This window comes from Roseburia rectibacter (assembly GCF_014287515.2).
Classification (GTDB): Bacteria; Bacillota; Clostridia; order Lachnospirales; family Lachnospiraceae; genus Roseburia; species Roseburia rectibacter.
The window spans coordinates 1,695,572-1,716,794 of the sequence record NZ_CP092473.1 but is presented as its reverse complement, the minus strand read 5'-3'; the positions used below and the strand labels follow the sequence as shown (position 1 = coordinate 1,716,794).

Sequence of the window (21,223 nt, the reverse complement as noted above, 5' to 3'; positions counted from 1 at the left end):
TGAATTTTTGTCAAATTTCAACAAAAAATATACATTTCTTAATAATATATCAGCCTTTTACCGCTCCTGCAACTACTCCTTCAATAATATATTTCTGACAGATTCCATAAAAAATGATGATCGGGATGATTGCGAGTACCAGCATCGCCATCATGGTACCCCAGTCTACCGCACCGTAACCGCCTTTTAAATACTGGATTACAATCGGGATCGTCTTATATTTTTTCAGGTCAAGTACCAGATACGGCAGCAGATAATCATTCCAGATCCACATTGCCTGTAAGATTGCAACCGTGATAACCGTTGGTTTCATGATTGGGAATACGACCTGGAAGAAGGTCTGGATGGGTGTACAGCCATCGATCATGGCGGCCTCCTCGATCTCTAACGGAATGCTCTTTACAAATCCACAGAACATAAATACCGCAAGCCCTGCTCCAAATCCCAGATATACTAATATAATACCGATCGGGTTGCTCAAATGCATCATGTTTGCCAGCTTAGATAACGGGAACATTACCATCTGGAACGGCACGATCATGGAGAAAAGACATAACATGTAAAGTGCCATGGTAAATTTATTATGTACTCTGGTGATAAACCATGCACACATGGATGTGCAGAATATGATCACTGCCACGGAACCTACCGTGATAATAACCGAGTTACCGAACGCTGCAAAGAAATTCGTCTTCTCAATTCCCTTTACAAAGTTTGTCATACCGAAGAAAGAACGCTCATCCGGAAGTGCAAAAGGACTTTTCATAATAAATCCTTTTTTCTTTAACGAGTTGATCAACACTAAAAAGATCGGATACAGATAAAATACAGCTAAAATGCTGAAAAACAGTGTCAGTATCCATCCGTGTTTTGCACGCCTTACTGCGCTTACCTGATTGTCTGTCTGTTTTGCCATTACTGCTGTACCTCCTTACTTCTGGTCAGACGGTTCTGTGCCAGTGCGATGACTGCCACTATGATAAAGAAGATCACCGCCTTCGCCTGTCCGACACCTTCCCATCCATTTCTTCCATAAAATGTATCAAAGATATTTAACGCAAGCATCTGTGAATTGTTTGACGGCTCTCCTGCTGTCAATGCAAGGTTCTGGTCGAACAGCTTAAAGGAGTTCGTCAGTGTCAGGAATGTACAAATCGTGATGGATGGCATAACCATCGGAATCGTTACTTTCTTTAACAGCTGCCAGCTGTTTGCACCATCCATCTTTGCTGCCTCGATCAGTTCACCCGGAATGTTCTGGATACCCGCAATATAAATGATCATCATATAACCGATCTGCTGCCAGTTCATCAAAACGATCAGTCCCCAGAAACCATATGAGGAAGAATAGGTCAATGTTTTTCCGAAGTTTGCCAGAATTCCGTTTAAAAGGATCTGCCAGATATATCCTAAAACGATACCTCCGATCAGGTTCGGCATAAAAAATACAGTTCGGAACACATTTGTTCCCTTAATTCCCTTTGTTAAAAGCATCGCTATGGTAAATGCAAATACATTGATCGTAAGCACTGATACCACCGTAAATAATGCGGTATACCACAGCGCATGTACAAATGTTGGATCGGTAAATACACGTAGGTAATTTTTCAGTCCGACAAATGACGCATCCGTTACTGTGGTAAATTCACAAAATGATAAATAGATACCCATAAGAAAAGGAACTATAAAACCTATGGTAAATGCCACTAAAGTCGGGAGCGCAAAAATTGGAAAATATTTTTTTATTGATTTCTCCATAGTCTTTAACCTCTCATAAATCCGTTCAATCTCTAAATTCAGTTCTTTCAGAAAATTTCTGTTATATATGATTTGTGCGGTATCGGCACAGATACCGCACAAATTGTTACTGTTCACACATACTGTGTGAGCAGTAACGATTACAGCCCATTTTAAATGCATCTTCGATGCATGGGGCTGTAATCTGGCATGATATAGTCTTTGGCGCACAGCTTGACAGCAAGTGTCAAGCTTGCGAGTGAACAGTAACCACAAATTTACTATTTTCTAAAAGAGGAGTTATTATTTACTGTCCGTTTGCTGCTGCATACTCAGTTGCCCAGCCGTCTACGAATGCACTTACAACTGCATCCCAGTCACCGGTACCCTGTGCATACTCAAGTAATGCAGAACCAACACCATCTTTCCATGTCTCAGAAGGAATGGTTGAGAAGTTCCATGAAACAGGAGTCTTGCCATCTGCAATATACTGGTTTGCATCCTGAATGAATACGTTGTCAGCTACATAGTCACCGGTAAATGTTAAGAATGGTGTTGTGAATCCCATTACATGCGCCATGGAGTCACGTCCTTCATCCGAATTAATTACCCAACTTAAGAAATCAAGTGTTGCCTGAATATCTTCCTCCGAAGCCTGTTTGTTTACACACCAGTAGTTTTCGGAACCTGTGCAGAGTCCCTGATTTTCTTCACCAGGAGCACCAATGTAAATTGGCATCATGCCCATATCATCTGCTGTTACTAAATATCCATTATCCTCGTTTGTCAGATTGCCGTACTCCCATGTACCATTCTGATAGAATACTGCTTCTTCCATACCGAACTCTGACTCAGCTTCATCACCTGTCTTGCTGGAGAGGACACCTGGTTCACAGGTAGAATCTGTGATGTATAAATCCCAGATCTGTTTATAATTGTCAAGGTATGTTCCCTCAATCGCATCTGTGCTTGTGATGCCTTTGTCTTTGTATTCATAGTAAATTGGAAGATTTGCAAGATGTGTCTTAAATCTCCAGTCAGAAGATCCATCCATACCTGCGGATGTGAATGCACCCTGAAGATCGTATCCGAACTGGCTGTTGATCTCATCTTTTCTCGCCTGAATATCATCTGCCACTGCTTTTAATTTGTCAAAGCTGTTGATCTCATCCGGAGAAGAAATCACTGCGTTATCCATGGTACAGTAATCATTTAAAATCTTCTTATTGTAAATGATACCGTATGTCTCGAGCACATATGCGACACCGGAAACCTCGCCGGCATCATTCTTTAATGCAAAATCTTCACTTGAAAGCTGTTTGCAGATCTCGCTGTCAGATAAGTCATAGCAGTAATCTTTCCAGTTTGCAAGTCCTACCGGTCCATTTACCTGAAATAATGTAGGAGCTTCGCTCTTTGCCATTTCAGATTTTAATGTCTGCTCATATGTACCGTCTGCTGCGGTGATAACTGTTACCGGCACACCCGTCTGCTCTGTATAGATACCTGCTAAATCCTGCCATGCCTGATCCTGCTCCGGTTTAAAGTTCAGATAATATACAGAACCGCTTCCTGATGCACTGTCTGCAGTCTTTTCTGCATCAGATGCCTCGGTTGTCTTTGCAGCCTCTTCTGTCTTGTTTCCCGCATTTGCTGTTCCGGAAGCATCTCCCGTATTTCCGTTACCACATCCTGCAAACATAGTTGCTAACATAGCGGATGCTAACATCACTGATAAAACTTTTCTTTTCATCTTTTTTACCCTCCTGAAATTGTGTATGATATCTCGTGAAACGTTTCCGGTATTGTTTGCGGTAATGCTTCCGGTAACGTTTTCATTTGATAGTCAGATTATAAGACGCTATTCAAAAAAACGCAATACCATTTTGACATTTTCAATGTTTTATCTAAATATTGCATCCTGTTTTTGTGCATATTGCACTTGTTATTGTTTTATATTGTAAAAAAGGAAGGAAAATGTTAAGATTTTGTTAAATCATTGAAAGAAAATGGAGTTTACAGCTATGAAAGAAATCATCAGACATAAGATAAAGCATAATTTAAAACGAATCGAAACTTCTATTAAATGGGTTTTATTTGCAATCATCTCCGGTGTTGTTGCCGGCGGTGCAGGAACATTATTTTATTTTGGTATGACATTAGTTACACTCATCCGCATCAAACATCCATGGCTTATTTTTCTGCTTCCATTTGGAGGTCTCGTGATCGTTGGCTGTTACCGTCTGCTGCATGACGAACATGACACAGGAACAAATCTCGTAATCTCTGCGATCCATTCTGACGATAATCTGCCGCTTAAAATGGCACCGTTAATTTTTATCTCCACACTGATCACACATCTGTTCGGCGGTTCTGCAGGCCGTGAGGGCGCTGCTCTGCAGCTTGGCGGAAGCATCGGTAACGGAATTGGTAAACTGTTTCATTTTGACGACAAGGACAAACATATTATGATCATGTGCGGCATGAGTGCCTGTTTCTCCGCATTGTTTGGCACACCTATGGCTGCTGCTATTTTCTCCATGGAAGTTGTCAGCGTCGGCATCATGTATTACGCTGCACTGGTTCCATGCGTGATCTCTTCCCTTGTTGCGCATGGGATTGCCGTTTCTTTTGGGATTTCGCAGGAACTTTTTCTCATTGATTCGATTCCTTCCTTCGGAATCGGCAACGCCGTCCGCATCTCCGTGCTGGCAATTCTCTGCGCCGGTATCAGTATCCTGTTCTGCGTGATGCTGCACCAGTCCGAAGCTCTTTATAAACATTTTTTCAAGAATCCTTATGTAAGGATTTTCGTTGGTGGATGTATCGTAATCGTGCTGACATTGCTTGTCGGTAACCAGAATTACAACGGCACCGGTGTCAATATCATCGCACAGTGCATCGACGGCACCGTGCGCCCGGAAGCATTTTTGCTGAAAATGATCTTTACAGCTGCCACGCTTGGCGCCGGCTACAAAGGCGGCGAGATCGTGCCTTCGTTTTTCACGGGTGCAGCGTTTGGATGTCTGTTCGGAAACCTGCTTGGTTTTTCACCCACTCTATGCACAGCCGTCGGTATGGCCGCTGTTTTCTGCGGTGTGACCAACTGCCCGATCACCTCTCTTCTGATCAGTTTTGAGCTGTTTGGTTATGATGGAATGCCATATTTTTTACTTGCAGTTGCTTTCAGTTATATGCTTTCCGGCTATTTCGGACTGTATCACAGCCAGAAGATCATTTATTCAAAATATAAGACCAATTATATCAATAAGCGGACGGAATAACGCTATATTTAAAAGGCAGATCAATCCATTGGAAAAATTGATCTGCCTTTTTTTATTGACGATATAGAATATTTTTAAAGTATATTGCTCACTTGTAAGTAATATAAGCCTTATATCCAAGAGTCCATTGTTGCGGTAATCGTAACAGTTCCCTTCTTTTTTGTTTTTACGACTCCTTTTGATGTTACGATCGCAATTTTTTATCTGAACTTTTCCATGTAACATTTTTAGATGCTTTTTGGGGACTGACACTCTTTACTTTCAGTTTTACTTTGCTTCCAACCGTAGTACTGACCGCTTTTTTACTTAATGTAATTTTGACCGGTTTCCTAGTTGCAGCCTGCACTCTCTCTGTCTGCCATCCCACCATTCCGGAAACAACAAGCATAACGATCAGTGCCCATGCCATAGCCTGGCGCAAAAACAGGCAGAACCTCGTCTGCCTATTTTTTGCGTAATATTTCTTCTGCATTTTTCCGCCACATTTCATAACTACATAATCCTTCCTTATACCATCTACATTTTCCACAACTTCTCGTAAACTCTTTTGCATCCATTTTCCCGGCTGCATCCAGTAATAATTCGTAATAAGAATAGCTTTTATTTTCTTCCCATCCGAATAACTTTAACAGCTCCAGATCTTTGATCTTCACATGATTTTTTTCATCAAGACATGTATCATCCGGTGTCCGGTTCGGGCAGCGCGCACAGATCATATCAGGATCTGTCACAAGAATGAGTGCTCCATCTAAATTATCTTTCAGTTCATGCACTTTCTGTGTCATATTATCACAAAATGCCCCACTATACCCTTCCCCCTGGTAAAGAACGGTGCATAAAATATGGTGAACGCGAAACTTTTTCATAGATATGTCGCCTTTAAGCTGCTTTTGCATCCTGCAAAATATTTCCTGCGTGAAGTGCCTTACGCACAGCGATCGCAACCAGATAAGCACCAACCACGGAAATCACATCTTTTACAAGATACGGCAGTGACACAGCAACCAAAGATGCACCAAGGGTAATCTTCGCCAAAACTGCATACTGGATCGCACCAAGCAGATGACAGATGATCAGTCCTGCCAATCCAAGGACAATCTTTACTGCTGCATTTTTTCTGTGCACAGAAATACCACATAATAAAGTCAGAAAGATAAATCCAAAGATAAATCCACCTGTATAGCCAAATAACACGCCCGGTCCTGCACTCATTCCTGCAAAGATCGGAACACCAACAGTTCCCAGTACAATATAAAGCAATGTTGCTGAAATTCCAAGCTGCCATCCTAACACATACCCACATAACGCCATTGCAAATGTCTGCAGCGTGATTGGAACACCTGTCGGCATCGGAATCTGAAGAATGGAAAGAACTGCAAGAACCGCAGTAAACATTCCAACGGTAACGATTGTTTTTGTTGAAATTTTCATGTTTCTCCTCTTTTCTGCGGACAAAGCATTTTCCGCTTTTGTTTCTTTACAGTCTATTCCGATTCTCTTTTATTGTCAACCTTTTCATATATATTGTTTACATTTCATTGTTTGCAGGTCACTGTTCAATCGCTGTCAAGCTATACTCCAAAGACTATATTTTACCAGATCACAGCAAAACAGCTTCAGCACTTCCTGTTTTTTCCAAAGATCACATCATAATTAATATTTTTATAAAAAATATCGTTCGGATCTACGCTGTAAAGATCAAAATTTCCAAGCATCCACATCGTTTTTGCGATCACAGATTCTAATGTCATATCATAGGACTCTAAAAAACGGCAGTACTTCTTCATATCATGACCGACCTCGTATACCGTCATATCGCTTCCCTCATGAGCCACCTGCGTCGCCATAACAACCAGTTTGTCAGGGTACTGCCTGCATAACCGGTAAAATTCATCAGCTATTGATTTTGGTATGCCGCCCACACCAAAACTTTCCACAATGATACAGTCATAATTTTCAAAAATACTCTGTAAAACTCTAGGTCTGATGCCAGGGATCAGTTTCATCAAAAAAATATTTTCATCAAGTTCTTCATAAAACCGTACTTCATCCTCATAAGGGAGCATCGGCAGATAACGCATAATATTCCCATCCTGAATGACTGCCAGTGACGGAAAATCAATACTCGAAAACGCATTATAACTTTTGGATCTGACCTTCTTTGCACGCGTTCCGGCGATAACTTTACCATCAAAAACGATCTGCACACCCTGTGATTTTTCATCTGACGCATACAAAAAACTATCAATCAGATTTGACTTTGCATCCGTGATCTCAAGATCGATCGGTTTCTGTGCTCCCGTGATCACGATCGGCTTCGTTGAATTCTGGATCATATATGATAACGCTGCTGCTGTATACGCCATCGTATCTGTGCCATGGGCAATTACAAATCCATCATAAGCATCATAATATTCCCGGATCGCATGCACGATCTTTTTCCAGTGCTTTGGCTCCATATTAGAACTGTCAAGATTTAATAACTGTATCGCGGATACCTCACAGAATTCTTTTACCTGTGGAATGTACTCTAATAATTCTTCCGGTGTGATCTGCGGTTTTAAACCATTTTCAGATTTTTTAGAAGCAATCGTACCTCCTGTTGCAAGTAATAATATCTTTTTCTTTGCCGGCATTTTATCTGTCTCCATTCCTATATGATCGCTCTTATGTCAGCAAGAAGTGCATCGATATTTTCTTCTTTCGTTGCCCAGCAGGTACAAAAACGGACTGCACTGTGTGTTTCATCCATTCTTGCCTGATATGCAAAACTGTATTTTTCTCCCAGTTTCTCTAACACATCATCCGGCAAGACCGGAAACTGCTGGTTTGTCGGGGAATCAATATAAAATGTTACCCCCATTTTTGTCAGTTCATCTTTTAATTTTTCTGCCAGATGTGCTGCATGTGCCGATATCTCAAAATAACGGTTTTCTTCAAATAAAGTCAGGAACTGGATGCCCAGCAGTCTTCCCTTTGCTAACATACCGCCACGCTGTTTGATGTTATACCGGAAATCCTTTTTTAACTCCGGATTGGTGATCACAACAGCTTCTCCGAATAATGCGCCTACTTTGGTTCCTCCAATATAGAAAACATCCGTATTCGCTGCAATGTCAGCCAGCGTCAGATCATTTTCCCTGCATGCAAGACCGTAACCGAGTCTTGCACCATCCAAAAACAGATACAGGTCATTTTCCCTGCACACACGGTATAATGTCTCAAGTTCTGCCTTTTTATAAATAGTACCAAGTTCTGTAGGATTGGAAATATATACCATTTTGGGCTGCACTGTATGTTCAAAACTCTCATCTGCAAAATGCGCTTTTGTATATTTTAAAACCTGTTCTGCTGTCAGTTTGCCATCCGGTGTCTCGATTGTCAGACATTTGTGTCCGCACGCTTCAAGTGCACCTGTTTCATGTACATTGATATGTCCGGTTGTCGCCGTGATGGCTCCCTGATATGATTTTAATGCGGATGCAATGACTGTAACATTCGTCTGTGTTCCTCCCACCAGAAAATGCACATCTGCATCCGGTGCAAGGCAGGCAGCTTTTATCCGTTCTGCCGCCTCTCTGCAATATTCATCCTCTCCATATCCTGCTGTCTGCTCCATGTTTGTCTCTTCGAGTTTTTTTAAAATTGCCGGATGGCAGCCTTCCGTATAATCGCTGTTAAATCGTATCATTGCTTCTCTCCTGTTTCATTATGAATTTGAAACTCTGACTAATTCCTCAAGTTTTTTCATTGCTTTTCCGGAGTCGATCGTTTCTGCAGCTAATTTTACACCAGATTCTATGGAATCTGCAACCCCTCCGATATAAAGAGTAGCTCCGGCATTCAAAAGAACGATATCTCTTTTCGCTCCTTTTTCTTCTCCACTTAAAATTGCTTTCGTAATGGCTGCATTCTGCACACCATCCCCACCGCACAGTTCTTCTAAGGAAACCCTCTTTAATCCAAACTGTTCCGGGGTTACTTCATAAGTTTTAACATCATCGCCATTGATCTCGGATACGGTAGTCGTGCCGCTTAATGTAAATTCATCCATATTGTCATTTCCACTGATGACAAATCCGCGCTCTACACCAAGTTTACTCATTGCTTTTGCTATTTTTTCCGTCAATGCCGGACTGTATACACCAACGACCATATTTTTTGCACGCGATGGATTCGCTAACGGTCCTAAAATATTAAATACGGTACGGACTCGCATCTCTTTTCTCGCCTGACCGACATACTTCATGGATTTATTGAAAAGCTGGGCAAACATGAAACCGATGCCAACTTCATCAACACATTTCTGAACCAGTGCAGGTTCTGCCATGATATTGACTCCAAGTGCCTCAAGCACATCCCCGGCACCGGATTTCGAGGAAATCGAACGGTTTCCATGCTTTGCGACCGGAAGTCCTGCCGCTGCAACAACGAAGGCAGATGTTGTTGAAATATTAAATGTATAGGTACAGTCTCCACCTGTTCCGACCAGATCCACATAGTTTTCTGCCTTTGGTGTGATCGTCTCGGCTTTATCCCGCAATACCGATGCAAGACCGATCAGTTCCTCTAATGTTTCCCCTTTCATACGCATCGCTGTTAAAAATGCTGCGATCTGTGCCTGTGTCGCCTCTCCACTGAGCATGATCTCCATTGCTTTTTTTGCTTCTTCTTCAGTTAAATCTTTTCCATCTACAACTTTTGCTATGTATTCTTTCATGATGATCCTCCCTGTTTTGCGGAGCAAAATGCGACTGCCTTTGCAGGAGCAGAGGATTTTCCTCCCTGTTTTGCGGAGCAAAATGCATGCTATGTTTTTTATAGCATTTGCCTCTTGCAGGAGCAATGCCCAGCATGCAGTGCATGATTTTCCTCCCTGTTTTTATTTAAAGCTGATTTAATTCTTTCTTAAATGTGCTGCAATATTCTGCTGCCACTTTTGTGCTGTAATCATTTTCCTCCATCAGACGGATAAAATGGCTTCCGACGATCGCACCATCGATCGTATCCTTCATCGGCTTCACATCCTCTGCCGTACGGATGCCAAATCCCATCATAACCGGGATCTTTGATGCCTCCTTAACTCTCTTAAGATAACTTAAAACCTCCTTATGGAAGTCTGCTCCCTGACCTGTCACTCCCATGGATGACACACAGTATACAAATCCTTTTGCACCATCTAATATCTTTGGAATACGATCGCCTGAAACAGGTGAAACAAGCTGAATTAATATCGTCGTATCATCCTGATTTAAATATTGGTTTATTTCTTCCTGCTCCTCGAAAGGAAGATCTGGGATGATCAGTCCATCTACACCAACCTCATTACATTTTTTTACAAACGCCTCTACTCCGTAATGCAGTACCGTGTTGTAATACATCATAAAAACGATTGGAAGTTCAGAGCCTTCTTTTCTTAACTCTTCTACCGTCACAAATACCTTTTTCAGATTAATACCGTTACAGATTGCTTTATAGGACACATCCTGGATAACCGGGCCGTCTGCCACAGGATCGGAAAATGGGATTCCGAGTTCCACCACATCAAGTCCTGCCTTCTCCTGCGCTTTTAAAAGTTTCTTTGTGCCCTCCAGATCCGGAAGTCCCGCTGTGATATAGGTAATAAATGCCTTTTCTCCTTTTTCCTGTAAGGCTTTCATTTTTGCTTCAATACGATTCATATCTGCTATTTTCCTTTCTTTTCTGAAACCATGTTTCTATATTTCCGCTCTGATCCATGACAATAGAATGTCTGCGAATCGTAAATTCTATTATTTACTATTTTTATATCAGTTCAGGTAGCCTTTTCCAGCAAGATAATCAGCGATCGTATTGACATCTTTATCTCCACGTCCTGACAGACAGATGATCATCGTCTTATTCTTTGCTTCCTCTGCTCCCAGTTTTTCGGTAAGCTCTTTCGCATATTTACATGCATAAGCTACGGCATGCGCACTCTCGATCGCAGGAATGATACCCTCTAATTTACAGAGTTCCATTAACGCATCCATTGCCTCTGTATCGGTTACAGATACATATTCTGCCCTTCCTGTGTCCCTGAGATAAGCGTGTTCCGGTCCGACACCCGGATAATCAAGTCCTGCGGAGATGGAATGTGCCAGTTTTACATTTCCATCTTCATCCTGCAGGAGATAAGAACGCATTCCGTGTAAAACTCCCGGCTCACCAAGTGCCATTGCAGAAGCGTGCTCCCCTGTCTCGATTCCTTTTCCGGCTGCTTCGACACCGATCAGCTTTACCGATGGCTCCTCAATAAAATCTGCAAACATTCCGATGGAGTTAGAACCGCCTCCCACACATGCCATCACAGCATCCGGCAGTTTATGTTCTACTTCCAGGAACTGTTTTTTTGCCTCTTTACTGATCACGCTCTGAAATTCCTTGACCATCTTCGGATATGGATATGGACCTACCGCAGAACCGATGATATAAAATGTATCTTCGGCTGTCTTTGCCCAGGTACGGATTGCCTCATTGGTGGCATCCTTTAATGTATTGCTGCCGGAACGGACGCTGACGACCTTTGCGCCTAACATTTCCATTCTCATAACATTTAATGCCTGACGCTTAATGTCTTCCTCACCCATATAAACCGTACATTCCATATCAAACAAAGCTGCACCTGTCGCTGTTGCCACACCATGCTGTCCTGCACCGGTCTCTGCAATTACCTTCTTTTTTCCCATTCGTTTTGCAAGTAATATCTGTCCGATGACATTGTTGATCTTATGTGCCCCGGTGTGGTTTAAATCTTCACGTTTTAAATAGATCTTTGTGCCATATTTTTCACTGAGACGTTCTGCAAAATAAAGAGGTGTCTCGCGTCCCACATACTGTTTTAAATAATAGTGATACTGATTCATAAACTCTGGATCATGGATTGCCTCCTCAAATGCTTTGTCTAATTCCTCTAATGTATTCATCAGAGACTCTGCTACATACTGTCCTCCAAATTCTCCATAATATGCTTTCTGGTTCATAGTTTTATTTCCTTTCTTAGATTGATCTGCTTTATATAACACTTTGCACCTTTTGTACAAATTTCTGTATTTTTTCTTTGTCCTTTCCGCTTCCTGTTCCAGGCTCTTTCTCCACTCCGGAACTTACATCTACAATATTCGGTGCAAAAATATGGATTCCACGGCTGACATTATCCGGGTTCAGTCCTCCCGCAAGTACAAACTGGATATTCCATGCCTTAAGTATCTGCCGGAAATGTCTGAATTTTTCCTCTCCTTCTCCCTGCAAAAAGGCATCCCATCCAAACGTTTTTCCGCTTCCAAATTCTTTTGCATCCATAAGAAGCGCTGTAATCTTTTCTTTCCCCATCAGTTTTTTTTCCTGCGTGAAAGGACTTTTTCTATTCAAAGACAGATTCGTATATTCCCGTGCAATTTTTTCAAATATACCTTCATCCGTCATATTGACTGCCTGCCAGACTGGAATTTCTGCCGCTGTAAGGACTTCTTCTGTCAGACTTCCATGTACCTGCAAGATATCAAATCCTGCATCCATGATCTGTTCTACCAGCTTTACATCCGGACTTACCGTGACGGCAACTTTTTTTATATTTTCATTTAATTCCTCAAACAGCTCACTTACTTTACGAATCGGAACATACCGGCTGCTTTTCTCATACAGGACAAATCCGGCATAAGAAACATCTTCCTCATTCAGCCATCTAATTTCTTCTTTTCCTGTGATCCCACAGATCTTAATCTGCACACTTTTTTGTTCCGGCATCACGCACCCCCTCTTTTCTAAAATGCAGCTTATTTTAATCTCCATTTCAAAACCACTTCAGATTTGTATCTTCCAGCAAGGATATTGTTCATGCCTTCCAGCGCTTTGCAACCTCCTTTGGATGCTCTGCCTCCATCAGCGCCCTGCCGATCAGAAATGCATCCACACCACACTCCTTTAAAAGCTCTACATCCGCATCCTCTAAGATGCCGCTCTCTGCCACTAACACTTTATCCTCTGGTACCAGCTTTGAAAGCCGCACTGTCGTGTCAAGGCTGATCGTAAAATCTTTTAAATTCCGGTTGTTGACACCAATGATATCCGCATCCATCTTCAGCGCCCGCTCCAGTTCCGCCTCATCATGCACTTCTACCAGTGCATCCAGTTCCAGTTCTTTCGAAAGCTGATAAAAATCTTTCATCTGTGCATCATCCAGAATCGCTGCGATCAAAAGCACCGCATCCGCACCGATTGCCTTTGCCTCATAAAACTGATAAGGATCGATCATAAAATCTTTTCTTAAAATCGGAAGCTCCGTGATCGTTCTAATTTTTTTCAGATAATCCACGTTTCCATCAAAATGATCTTCCTCTGTCAGACAGGAAATCGCATCCACTGATTCATTGTATTCATCAATCCGGTCCAGTAAATTTATCTTACTTTTTATTTTACCAAGACTTGGAGATGCGTTTTTAAATTCTCCGATAATGGAGATCCCGCTCTTACTTAACGCATCATGGAAACTGTGTTTTTTCCCTTCATATATTTCTGCCAGCTCACGCATTTTTATCTCACTGATATTCTTTTTGTGCTCCGGCAGACGTTTCTTTTTATCCTCTACGATGACATCCAGTATCATGACTTCCTCCTCTTAACTGATTCCATTGATGAAATTTTCCACCATTCGTTTTCCATGTTCCGTATAAATCGATTCCGGATGGAACTGTAAACCGATCACCGGATATTCTTTATGCTGCATTGCCACGATCTCGCCATCTTTTGTCTGCGCCGTAACCGTAAGGCACTCCGGCAGATCATCCATCTGCACTGCTAAGGAGTGATATCTTGCCACTTTAACCGGCGATGTAATTCCTGCAAAGATTCCGGTTCCGGTATGTGTGATCTCCGACTGCTTTCCATGGAACAATGCTTTTGCGTATGTCACGGTTCCTCCAAATGCCTCGCCGATACACTGATGTCCGAGACAGATACCGAGAATTGGGATCTCTTTATAAAATTCTTTTACCACATCCATACAGATTCCTGCCTCCTTCGGACTTTTCGGTCCTGGTGAGAGAACGATCTTTTCCGGATGCATCTCTTTTATCTCATCGATCGTAATTTTATCATTACGGACAACTTTGATATCCTGCGTGAAAGTTCCAATATATTGATACAGATTAAACGTAAATGAATCGTAGTTATCGATCAGCAATATCATAAGTTTTCCTCCTCCACAAGGGTTTTTGCCAGAGCCATGACCTTGTTACAACATTCTTTGTATTCATTTTCCGGAACAGAATCTGCAACGATTCCGGCTCCTGCCTGTAAATAAACATTTTTTCCTTTTTTGATCATCGTACGGATCGTGATACAGAAATCCATATCGCCGGAAAAATCCACATATCCGGTTGCACCACCGTAAAGGCCTCTTCTCACACTCTCTAGTTCTTCGATAATCTCCATCGCCCTGATCTTTGGTGCTCCGCTCAAAGTTCCTGCCGGGAGGAAGGATGCCAGCAGATCAAACGGGTGAAAACTGCCTTTCTTGCGTCCCTCGACCATCGAGACGATATGCATGACATGTGAATAATTTTTTACGCTCATAAAGTCTGTAACTTTTACCGTACCAAACTCTGAGATGCGTCCCATATCATTGCGGGCCAGATCAACTAACATGACATGTTCGGCACGTTCTTTTTCATCGGCAAGCAATTCCCTGTGCAGTCTGTCATCTTCTTCCTTTGTCTTTCCCCTTGGTCTTGTTCCGGCGATCGGGCAGGTAAATACCCTATTTCCCTGTTGTTTGACCAGCATCTCCGGGGAACTTCCAATCACTTCAAAATCTCCAAAATTAAAATAATAAAGATATGGAGATGGGTTTAGCTCACGGAGTTCGCAGTACAGATCAAATCCATCCTGTCCCGTCTCGATCGTCCAGCGCTGTGATAACACGGTCTGGAAAATATGTCCATCACGGATATACTGTTTGATCTTATTTACCTTTTCACTGTATTCCTCTAAAGTATCTGACTTTTTCGTGATCACTCCATCCGGAATCAGTCTTACTTCTGATTCTTTCTGTTCCTGCATGGCAGTTTTGATCAATTCTGCTGCTTTTTTCGCTGCCGTTTCTTTTCCTGTCTCATCATCGGATTCTAAGATCACCGCGGTCAGTGTTTCTGCCACATGATCAACCACAATGAATTCTTTCATCAGCATAAGCTGAACCGTCTCAATCCCGATCTCATCTGGGTTTTCTTCCGGCAGTACCTCACTGTATCTCACGAAGTCATAACCGACACTTCCCACAAGACCTCCCGAAAAATTCAGTTCCTCATTATCCTTCCGGATTTCAAATTCGTTATAATATTCTTTTAATAATGTAAGCGGATTTCCCTCCCTGACATCCTCGGTACCATCTTTTTTTGTAATCACCAGTGACTGTCCCTTCGAGGAAATGATCTCTTCCGGTTCTACGCCGAAAAATGTATAGCGGTCATAATTCTTGTCATAACTCTCTAACAAAAATCCTTTTTTCTTTCCCACCAGATTCCGGTACATCCCGTTTGCTGTCTCATTTACAATACTGACTGTCTTTTTGTAAACTCTGTAAATTCTTTTCATCCCAATCTCCATTCTCGAATCACCTGTTGCAAAACCATGTTATCAAAACAATAAAGTTCACACTCTGGGCGAATTTTATTGTTAAAAAACGCCCCTGACCGGAATTTTTTTCCAGTCAGGGGCGTTTTCACGCGGTGCCACCCTGTTTCGCCAGACCTCATGATTCCATGTAGGACAAAGAGTCGCTTGCGACTCTTTCGCGCCCGAGCGGTGCTGTTTACAGCAAACTTCATCTCCGCAAGGTGCGCGTCCCACCCGGAGGGCTTTTTCATTCATAGGACGTAATTTCCTATGAATGAAAAAACGGATATTTCCAGAAACTGGAAATATCCGCCACCAATCATGTCTGACCTCATCCGACACACAAACAGCCATCTTTCTTTACTGTCCGATATCTTACCTCTGTAACGTGAGGACACGGCATCCGCTACTGACCATACCATCTGGTACGCTGTTCGCTTTGCTCTCGCAAACCCATTCCTTTCATATTCATCTGTCCGTTTCCACCAGCCACGGACTCTCTGTGAGATATCCTATGAAGTACTCTCTTTGCTCAACGATTTAACGTTTCTTTGTTTCTTTGTTTTTTTTATTGTTTTGATTTTAGCATGGTAAAGCGGTAGTGTCAAGAACTTTTTATAAAATATCTCCGCTCCGTCTCCATCCCCGGAAACTGCTGTCCGATCTTTTTTTCATAGACAGCCATCAGTACATCCAAATCCGTACGCGTCAAAAGATGCGCTCCGTCGCAGTTTAATGCTTCCTTTACGCACTCTGGTCTGTGGCACACTTCATCCACACTTTCTCCGACTGCGTGAAGTCCCATGACGATCACAACTTTATTGCTCTGTGCATACACCGCCGGCTCCCATGCTTCCGGCGCTTTTGCCGCCTTATGTGCAGCGCCGTCTGCCTCGATCAGGACAACATCTGCCTCTTTGCATACTGCTGTAAGCTGTTTAACGCTTAAAGTTTTAAACTTCTCCAGTTCCATCTTCTGCTGTTCTTCAACAGCATCGTTCCCGGCACATTTTCCAACCGCATAAATCTCTGTTTTTTTATTATCACTTAAAATTGTGCCACACACACAGAGCCCGTTTTTTTTCAAAATCCCAGCTACTTCCTCTCGCAGCTTCTCACAACTTTTCTCCCTGCCATCAATGAACACCCGGTCTTTTGGCACATACATATGCGTTGTAGTTGTGATCATGACTTTTTTCCCCTCGTTTACAAACGCTGCAGCATCCTGATAAATGCTGCTGGTCTTTCCGCCGGCTCCGACGTAGGATATGATATAAGACATTTTTTCCCCTTACATTTTTTTATTCAAGCTGATTTACACTACTTTTTGCCAAAATCTTTCTCCGCAGCAACGTATACGCGATCATCATCGCAATTCCCGTCACAACCCACGAAATCGGGTAAATGATCATCAGCACCCAGAATTCGTGCACTCTCTTACATACCGCAGCGATCAGGCTGTAAAGCGGGTGCTCACTGTCCCCGATACTCCTTAAGATCGACGAACCAAAATCATAGAGCATGATAAACGACATGCCAAGCAGATAGATCCGCAGATAAAGCACTGCCAGTTCGATCACATCTTCCATGGTTCCCATCCGAAGTAACACCGGTTTTGCAATAAACTGACCGAAGATCATAACAAAAAGCCCGCTCGTGACCGCTACAACGATCGCCGTATGAATTGCAGAACTCACATTCTGATCCGCTGTCCTTTTAAAACTCTGCTACTCTTCCAGATTCTCTTCAAAAGCCTCTTCCATAAAATACATCCGTGCCCCGAAATCCTGAAAATACCTCACATTTTCATTATATCCATTGCCGGAAAATGCCGGTTTCAGCTTCACACCTCCATACATCAGGGTATCTCCGTATGCTGTGATATTCTCTGTCTCTCCATCCATTTTCACAAACTTTGCAACCAGATTGTGTGCTATGGAATCCTGTCTGATATGAACCGGTGAAACGGTATTGACCAGATCTCCAAAATCTTTGACATTATATTTCAGGGGACGGTTGTAAAAATGATACTCTTTTTCTTCGCAGAGTCCCTGTGGTTTATAATATCCATACTGCGTGTTTGGCACGACAAGTTTCTGCATGACAAAACCGGCTGCCTTTGACTGATCTGATGAAACGCATGTCCATTCCGTCACATTGCCGTCATCATTCCATAGCACGCTGTTTTTTCCAAATGTATCTGCACTGCCATTTCCCGTAAAACTTCTGCCACGGTAAAAAGTTCCCTGCTGCAGTACGCTGCGCCATTTTTTATAGAGAGTTATCTGCGCTTTAACAGCTTCTAAGTCTTCTTTTTTCAGATCGCAGAAATTACACTCATATCCAAGCACACCGAATGCAGCCACTGCAAATCTTGTCTCAAGCGGCGTTGTGCGCAGTGTCTGATGGTTCGGGCAGCCTGAGACATGTGCGCTGACTACCGACATTGGGTAACCGTAACTGTAACCAGTCTGAATCTCGGCACGGCAGAGTGCATCCGTATCATCACTTGCCCAGATCTGTGGAAAATAACATAAGATACCGAGATCAAAGCGGTTACCGCCTGCTGCACAGCCCTCAAATAAAATATCAGGAAATCTTGCCGTCAGTTCTTTCATACAGCGGTAAAGCCCCATCACATAGCGGTGAGCTGTCTCTCCTTGCCTCTCCGGACTGATACTCTGGGAAAAATAGTCTGAAAATGTGCGGTTCATATCCCATTTTACATAGGAAATATCTGCGGAGAAAAAAACACGGCTCATCTCTTCAATGATATGATCCTGCACTTCTTTTTTGGTCAGATCAAGGATTCTCTGATTTCTTCCTTCCGAATGTGCCTTTCCCGGAATTTCAATCACCCAGTCCGGATGACTGCGGTAAAGATCACTGTCTGTATTGACCATCTCCGGTTCCACCCAGATACCAAAATCCATGCCCAGTGCCTTTATCTTATCCGCGATCCCTTTCAAACCACCCGGCAGCTTTTTAGAATTTGCCTGCCAGTCACCAAGCGACTTTGTATCATCATCACGTTTTGCAAACCAGCCGTCATCCATGACAAACAGCTCAATGCCTGCTTCTTTTCCTGCTTTTGCAAGTGAGAGCAGCTTTCTTTCATTGATGTCAAAATAGGCAGCCTCCCAGCTATTTAAGAGTACCGGACGCTCTTTTTTCTTCCAGACACCTCTTACAATGTGCTCCCGCACGAACCGGTGCATATTCTGGCTCATGACATTATAGCCTTTCCATGCATAGGTCATCACTGCCTCCGGTGCTTCGAAGCTTTCCCCTGCTTCAAGCGTAAAGCAGAAAGACTGCGGATTGATTCCGGATACAATTCTTACTTTTCCAAAACTTCCTACCTCAGCAGCCTCATAGTGGTTGCCACTGTAGATCAGGTTAAATCCAAAACATTCTCCCTCGTTCTCTGTGGTATGTTCCGTTCCAAGCATCACAAATGGATTCGCACGGCTTGACGATGTTCCCGTATAAGAAGAATTTACATATTTTCCCGGCACCAGTTTTACATCTGTATGCCCCATCTCACGTGCCCATGCTCCATGAAATGATGTAAATATATAGTCGGCAGGCTCTAAATCTAGCTGTAAACTCATGAGACGGTTTAACTTTACTGTATCTTCACTCTCATTGATCAGTTTAGCACATCTTGTGATCACATCGCAGTCCTCATAAACATAATAATGAAGTTCTAATACAGCGCCGCTGTTTTTATCACGCAGTGTTACACAAAGCCACTCCACTTCGCCCGTTTCATCATACGATCCCGGGAGCGTCTCAAATTCATCCTTTCCGGTTCCCTGCTCAAATTTTTCAAACAGGAAATCAGATGTCATGCTTCCATCTGAAAGCGTAAGTTCCACAAACGGTTCCCTGATATCACCTTTCCCGAAAGAAGACATCTCCAGACAGACATCCTCTAAGGAAAACTCAGGATGCCTGCTGTCATAAATATTGGTATTGCCCGGAGCAAATGCATGCTGCTCTGTCAGTCCATCTATTGCAGAATGTATTTTTCTTCCATAATATAAATGCTCTAAATGTCCGGTTTCCATCACGCGGAACAAATAGGAAGTGTGCCTTGTATGCAGGGAAAATAACTGATTGTCAACTTTGATCATGCTTTTTTCCTCTCCTTGATCTCTTTTGCGATTTCTTCTACTTTCTGCTCACTTAAAATATATTTCTTATGAAAATAAAATACTGCAACAAGTAAACCTGCGATCGGGAATACTGTCATCGTCAGACGCAGCCCTGCCACAGAGCTTCCTGCCACTGCAACTGCCGCCCCTTCCGTATTCTGACTTAAATTGCAGACAGTCAGGCAGATGGATGCAACAAGAGCAGCCACACCGGAAGCAAGTTTTACAACAAATGTCTGCATGGAAAAGATTACGCTCTCATCTCTTCTTTGATTCTTCCACTCACCATAGTCGACCGTATTGGCAAGAAATACTGTTGTAAGTACAGATAACATTCCATTTGCGGAAAAGATAAAAAATGCCGGCAGGAAAAGCAAGTACAGGTTTGACATATTGACAAACATTAAAATCAGAAGAACCGCATATCCTAAAATCGCCATCACAAAACTTGCATAAAATACCTGGGTCGTTCCCAAAAATTTACGCAGTAACGGGAAAAACAGCATCATTGCAAGAATCTGCATTGCCCCGCCAAATGTATTAAATAATGTATAAGCGTTGTACCAGCCGTCACCGCCAAAATCATACTTGAAGAAATAAATAACAAGATTTGATGTAATGTAAATCGAACAGTTGATCAGAACGATCGTCACAACAACGGTCATTGCCTGGTCATTCTGCAGCAGGGAACGGAACATCTGACCAACCGATGGTGCTTCCACATCCACAGTAGACTTTTCCTTGATATTTAAGCATGTGATCAGGATAAACAGGAAAAATAAAACTGCAAGCACAAGTGCAAACCATTTGAAACCGACTCGCTCATTTCCCTGTCCTAAGACATAGACACACTTCATCGTAATGATCGTCACGATCGCAGAACCAACTCCGGCACAGGAACGCGCAAGTGTGGAAAGTCCTTCTCTCTCTTTTCCGCCCTCCGTGAAAGCCGGGATCATAGACCAGTACGGAATGTCCATCATGGTATATGTGACGCCCCATAAAATATAGGTCACTGCTGCATATGCCACTAATCCGTTTCCATCAAATTTTGGCGGAGCAGAAAACATCAGATATAAGATCACTGCATTTGTCAGTGTTCCAACAAACAGCCACGGACGGAATTTCCCCCATTTTGTACGCGTTTTAGCAACCACCACACCCATAATCGGATCGTTAAAGGCATCAAACACACGTGCCGCCATAAGAATGATTCCCATCGCGATCGCACTGACCCCTAAAACATCCTGATAATAATATAAATCATAACTTGCCGAAAACATATAAACCATATCTTTTCCGACTGCCCCAAGTCCGTATGAGACTTTTTCTTTTCCTGTTAATTTCATAAATCCTCCTTGTTTTTCGGAGAAAAATGCGAGTTCTCTGACGAGCAGAGGATTTTCCTCC

20 protein-coding genes are annotated in these 21,223 nt (G+C 42.6%); 1 reads left to right on the top strand and 19 read right to left on the bottom strand.

Translation table 11 applies throughout. The features are described from left to right. Positions 1–49: 49 nt before the first annotated feature. From H8S51_RS08090 to H8S51_RS08080, 3 genes are all read right to left on the bottom strand, one after another. Entirely contained in the window at positions 50–916 is an 867-nt protein-coding gene (locus H8S51_RS08090) for a carbohydrate ABC transporter permease (RefSeq protein WP_015520530.1), read from the bottom strand. Then, positions 916–1,758, bottom strand: coding sequence for a carbohydrate ABC transporter permease (locus H8S51_RS08085; RefSeq protein ID WP_117919294.1), 843 nt, complete (start codon positions 1,756–1,758; stop codon positions 916–918). Before H8S51_RS08085 ends, H8S51_RS08090 begins: the two co-directional genes overlap by 1 nt. Positions 1,759–2,044: 286 nt before the next feature. After that, entirely contained in the window at positions 2,045–3,490 is a 1,446-nt protein-coding gene (locus tag H8S51_RS08080) for an ABC transporter substrate-binding protein (protein WP_117919079.1), read from the bottom strand. Positions 3,491–3,761: 271 nt separating this feature from the next. Here H8S51_RS08080 and H8S51_RS08075 point away from each other — a divergent pair, with 271 nt between their 5' ends. Then, positions 3,762–5,021, top strand: a complete 1,260-nt coding sequence (locus H8S51_RS08075) for a chloride channel protein (protein WP_186899526.1) — start codon at positions 3,762–3,764, stop codon at positions 5,019–5,021. Positions 5,022–5,205: 184 nt separating this feature from the next. On the opposite strand, the gene H8S51_RS08070 is transcribed toward H8S51_RS08075, so the two are convergent. From H8S51_RS08070 to H8S51_RS07995, 16 genes are all read right to left on the bottom strand, one after another. Further along, positions 5,206–5,493, bottom strand: a complete 288-nt coding sequence (locus H8S51_RS08070) for an Ig-like domain-containing protein (protein ID WP_186899525.1) — start codon at positions 5,491–5,493, stop codon at positions 5,206–5,208. Beyond that, on the bottom strand, positions 5,465–5,887 hold the full coding sequence (locus tag H8S51_RS08065; RefSeq protein ID WP_117919292.1) for a DUF1284 domain-containing protein: 423 nt from the start codon (positions 5,885–5,887) through the stop codon (positions 5,465–5,467). The genes H8S51_RS08070 and H8S51_RS08065 overlap by 29 nt, the downstream gene beginning before the upstream one ends. Positions 5,888–5,900: 13 nt before the next feature. Further along, positions 5,901–6,452, bottom strand: coding sequence for a biotin transporter BioY (locus tag H8S51_RS08060; RefSeq protein ID WP_118209012.1), 552 nt, complete (start codon positions 6,450–6,452; stop codon positions 5,901–5,903). Positions 6,453–6,637: 185 nt separating this feature from the next. Next, positions 6,638–7,657, bottom strand: a complete 1,020-nt coding sequence (locus H8S51_RS08055) for an asparaginase (RefSeq protein ID WP_117919290.1) — start codon at positions 7,655–7,657, stop codon at positions 6,638–6,640. Between the two features lie 17 nt (positions 7,658–7,674). Further along, positions 7,675–8,712, bottom strand: coding sequence for a threonine aldolase family protein (locus tag H8S51_RS08050; protein WP_186899524.1), 1,038 nt, complete (start codon positions 8,710–8,712; stop codon positions 7,675–7,677). 18 nt (positions 8,713–8,730) lie between these two features. After that, positions 8,731–9,741, bottom strand: coding sequence for an anthranilate phosphoribosyltransferase (gene trpD, locus H8S51_RS08045; RefSeq protein ID WP_207724031.1), 1,011 nt, complete (start codon positions 9,739–9,741; stop codon positions 8,731–8,733). 166 nt (positions 9,742–9,907) lie between these two features. Continuing rightward, entirely contained in the window at positions 9,908–10,702 is a 795-nt protein-coding gene (gene trpA, locus H8S51_RS08040) for a tryptophan synthase subunit alpha (RefSeq protein ID WP_118209015.1), read from the bottom strand. 108 nt (positions 10,703–10,810) lie between these two features. Next, positions 10,811–12,022 carry a tryptophan synthase subunit beta gene (gene trpB / locus H8S51_RS08035; protein ID WP_118209016.1) on the bottom strand — a complete coding sequence of 404 codons (1,212 nt, stop codon included), beginning with the start codon at positions 12,020–12,022 and terminating at the stop codon, positions 10,811–10,813. Between the two features lie 31 nt (positions 12,023–12,053). Then, positions 12,054–12,785 carry a phosphoribosylanthranilate isomerase gene (locus H8S51_RS08030; protein WP_158576203.1) on the bottom strand — a complete coding sequence of 244 codons (732 nt, stop codon included), beginning with the start codon at positions 12,783–12,785 and terminating at the stop codon, positions 12,054–12,056. Between the two features lie 88 nt (positions 12,786–12,873). After that, positions 12,874–13,644 (bottom strand): indole-3-glycerol phosphate synthase TrpC, encoded by a 771-nt coding sequence (gene trpC / locus H8S51_RS08025; RefSeq protein ID WP_117919062.1) that lies wholly within the window; start codon positions 13,642–13,644, stop codon positions 12,874–12,876. A 12-nt stretch (positions 13,645–13,656) separates the two neighbouring features. Continuing rightward, positions 13,657–14,226 (bottom strand): anthranilate synthase component II, encoded by a 570-nt coding sequence (locus tag H8S51_RS08020; protein WP_117919060.1) that lies wholly within the window; start codon positions 14,224–14,226, stop codon positions 13,657–13,659. Further along, on the bottom strand, positions 14,223–15,644 hold the full coding sequence (trpE, locus tag H8S51_RS08015) for an anthranilate synthase component I (RefSeq protein ID WP_117919058.1): 1,422 nt from the start codon (positions 15,642–15,644) through the stop codon (positions 14,223–14,225). Before trpE ends, H8S51_RS08020 begins: the two co-directional genes overlap by 4 nt. A gap of 613 nt (positions 15,645–16,257) precedes the next feature. After that, positions 16,258–16,935: a selenium cofactor biosynthesis protein YqeC gene (gene yqeC / locus H8S51_RS08010; protein ID WP_117919056.1), complete on the bottom strand. Its 678-nt coding sequence runs from the start codon at positions 16,933–16,935 to the stop codon at positions 16,258–16,260. Between the two features lie 19 nt (positions 16,936–16,954). Beyond that, on the bottom strand, positions 16,955–17,350 hold the full coding sequence (locus H8S51_RS08005; protein ID WP_186899523.1) for an MATE family efflux transporter: 396 nt from the start codon (positions 17,348–17,350) through the stop codon (positions 16,955–16,957). Positions 17,351–17,380: 30 nt separating this feature from the next. Continuing rightward, positions 17,381–19,792: an alpha-galactosidase gene (locus H8S51_RS08000; RefSeq protein WP_186899522.1), complete on the bottom strand. Its 2,412-nt coding sequence runs from the start codon at positions 19,790–19,792 to the stop codon at positions 17,381–17,383. Continuing rightward, positions 19,789–21,162 carry a glycoside-pentoside-hexuronide (GPH):cation symporter gene (locus H8S51_RS07995; protein ID WP_186899521.1) on the bottom strand — a complete coding sequence of 458 codons (1,374 nt, stop codon included), beginning with the start codon at positions 21,160–21,162 and terminating at the stop codon, positions 19,789–19,791. The genes H8S51_RS08000 and H8S51_RS07995 overlap by 4 nt, the downstream gene beginning before the upstream one ends. Between the last annotated feature and the right edge of the window lie 61 nt (positions 21,163–21,223).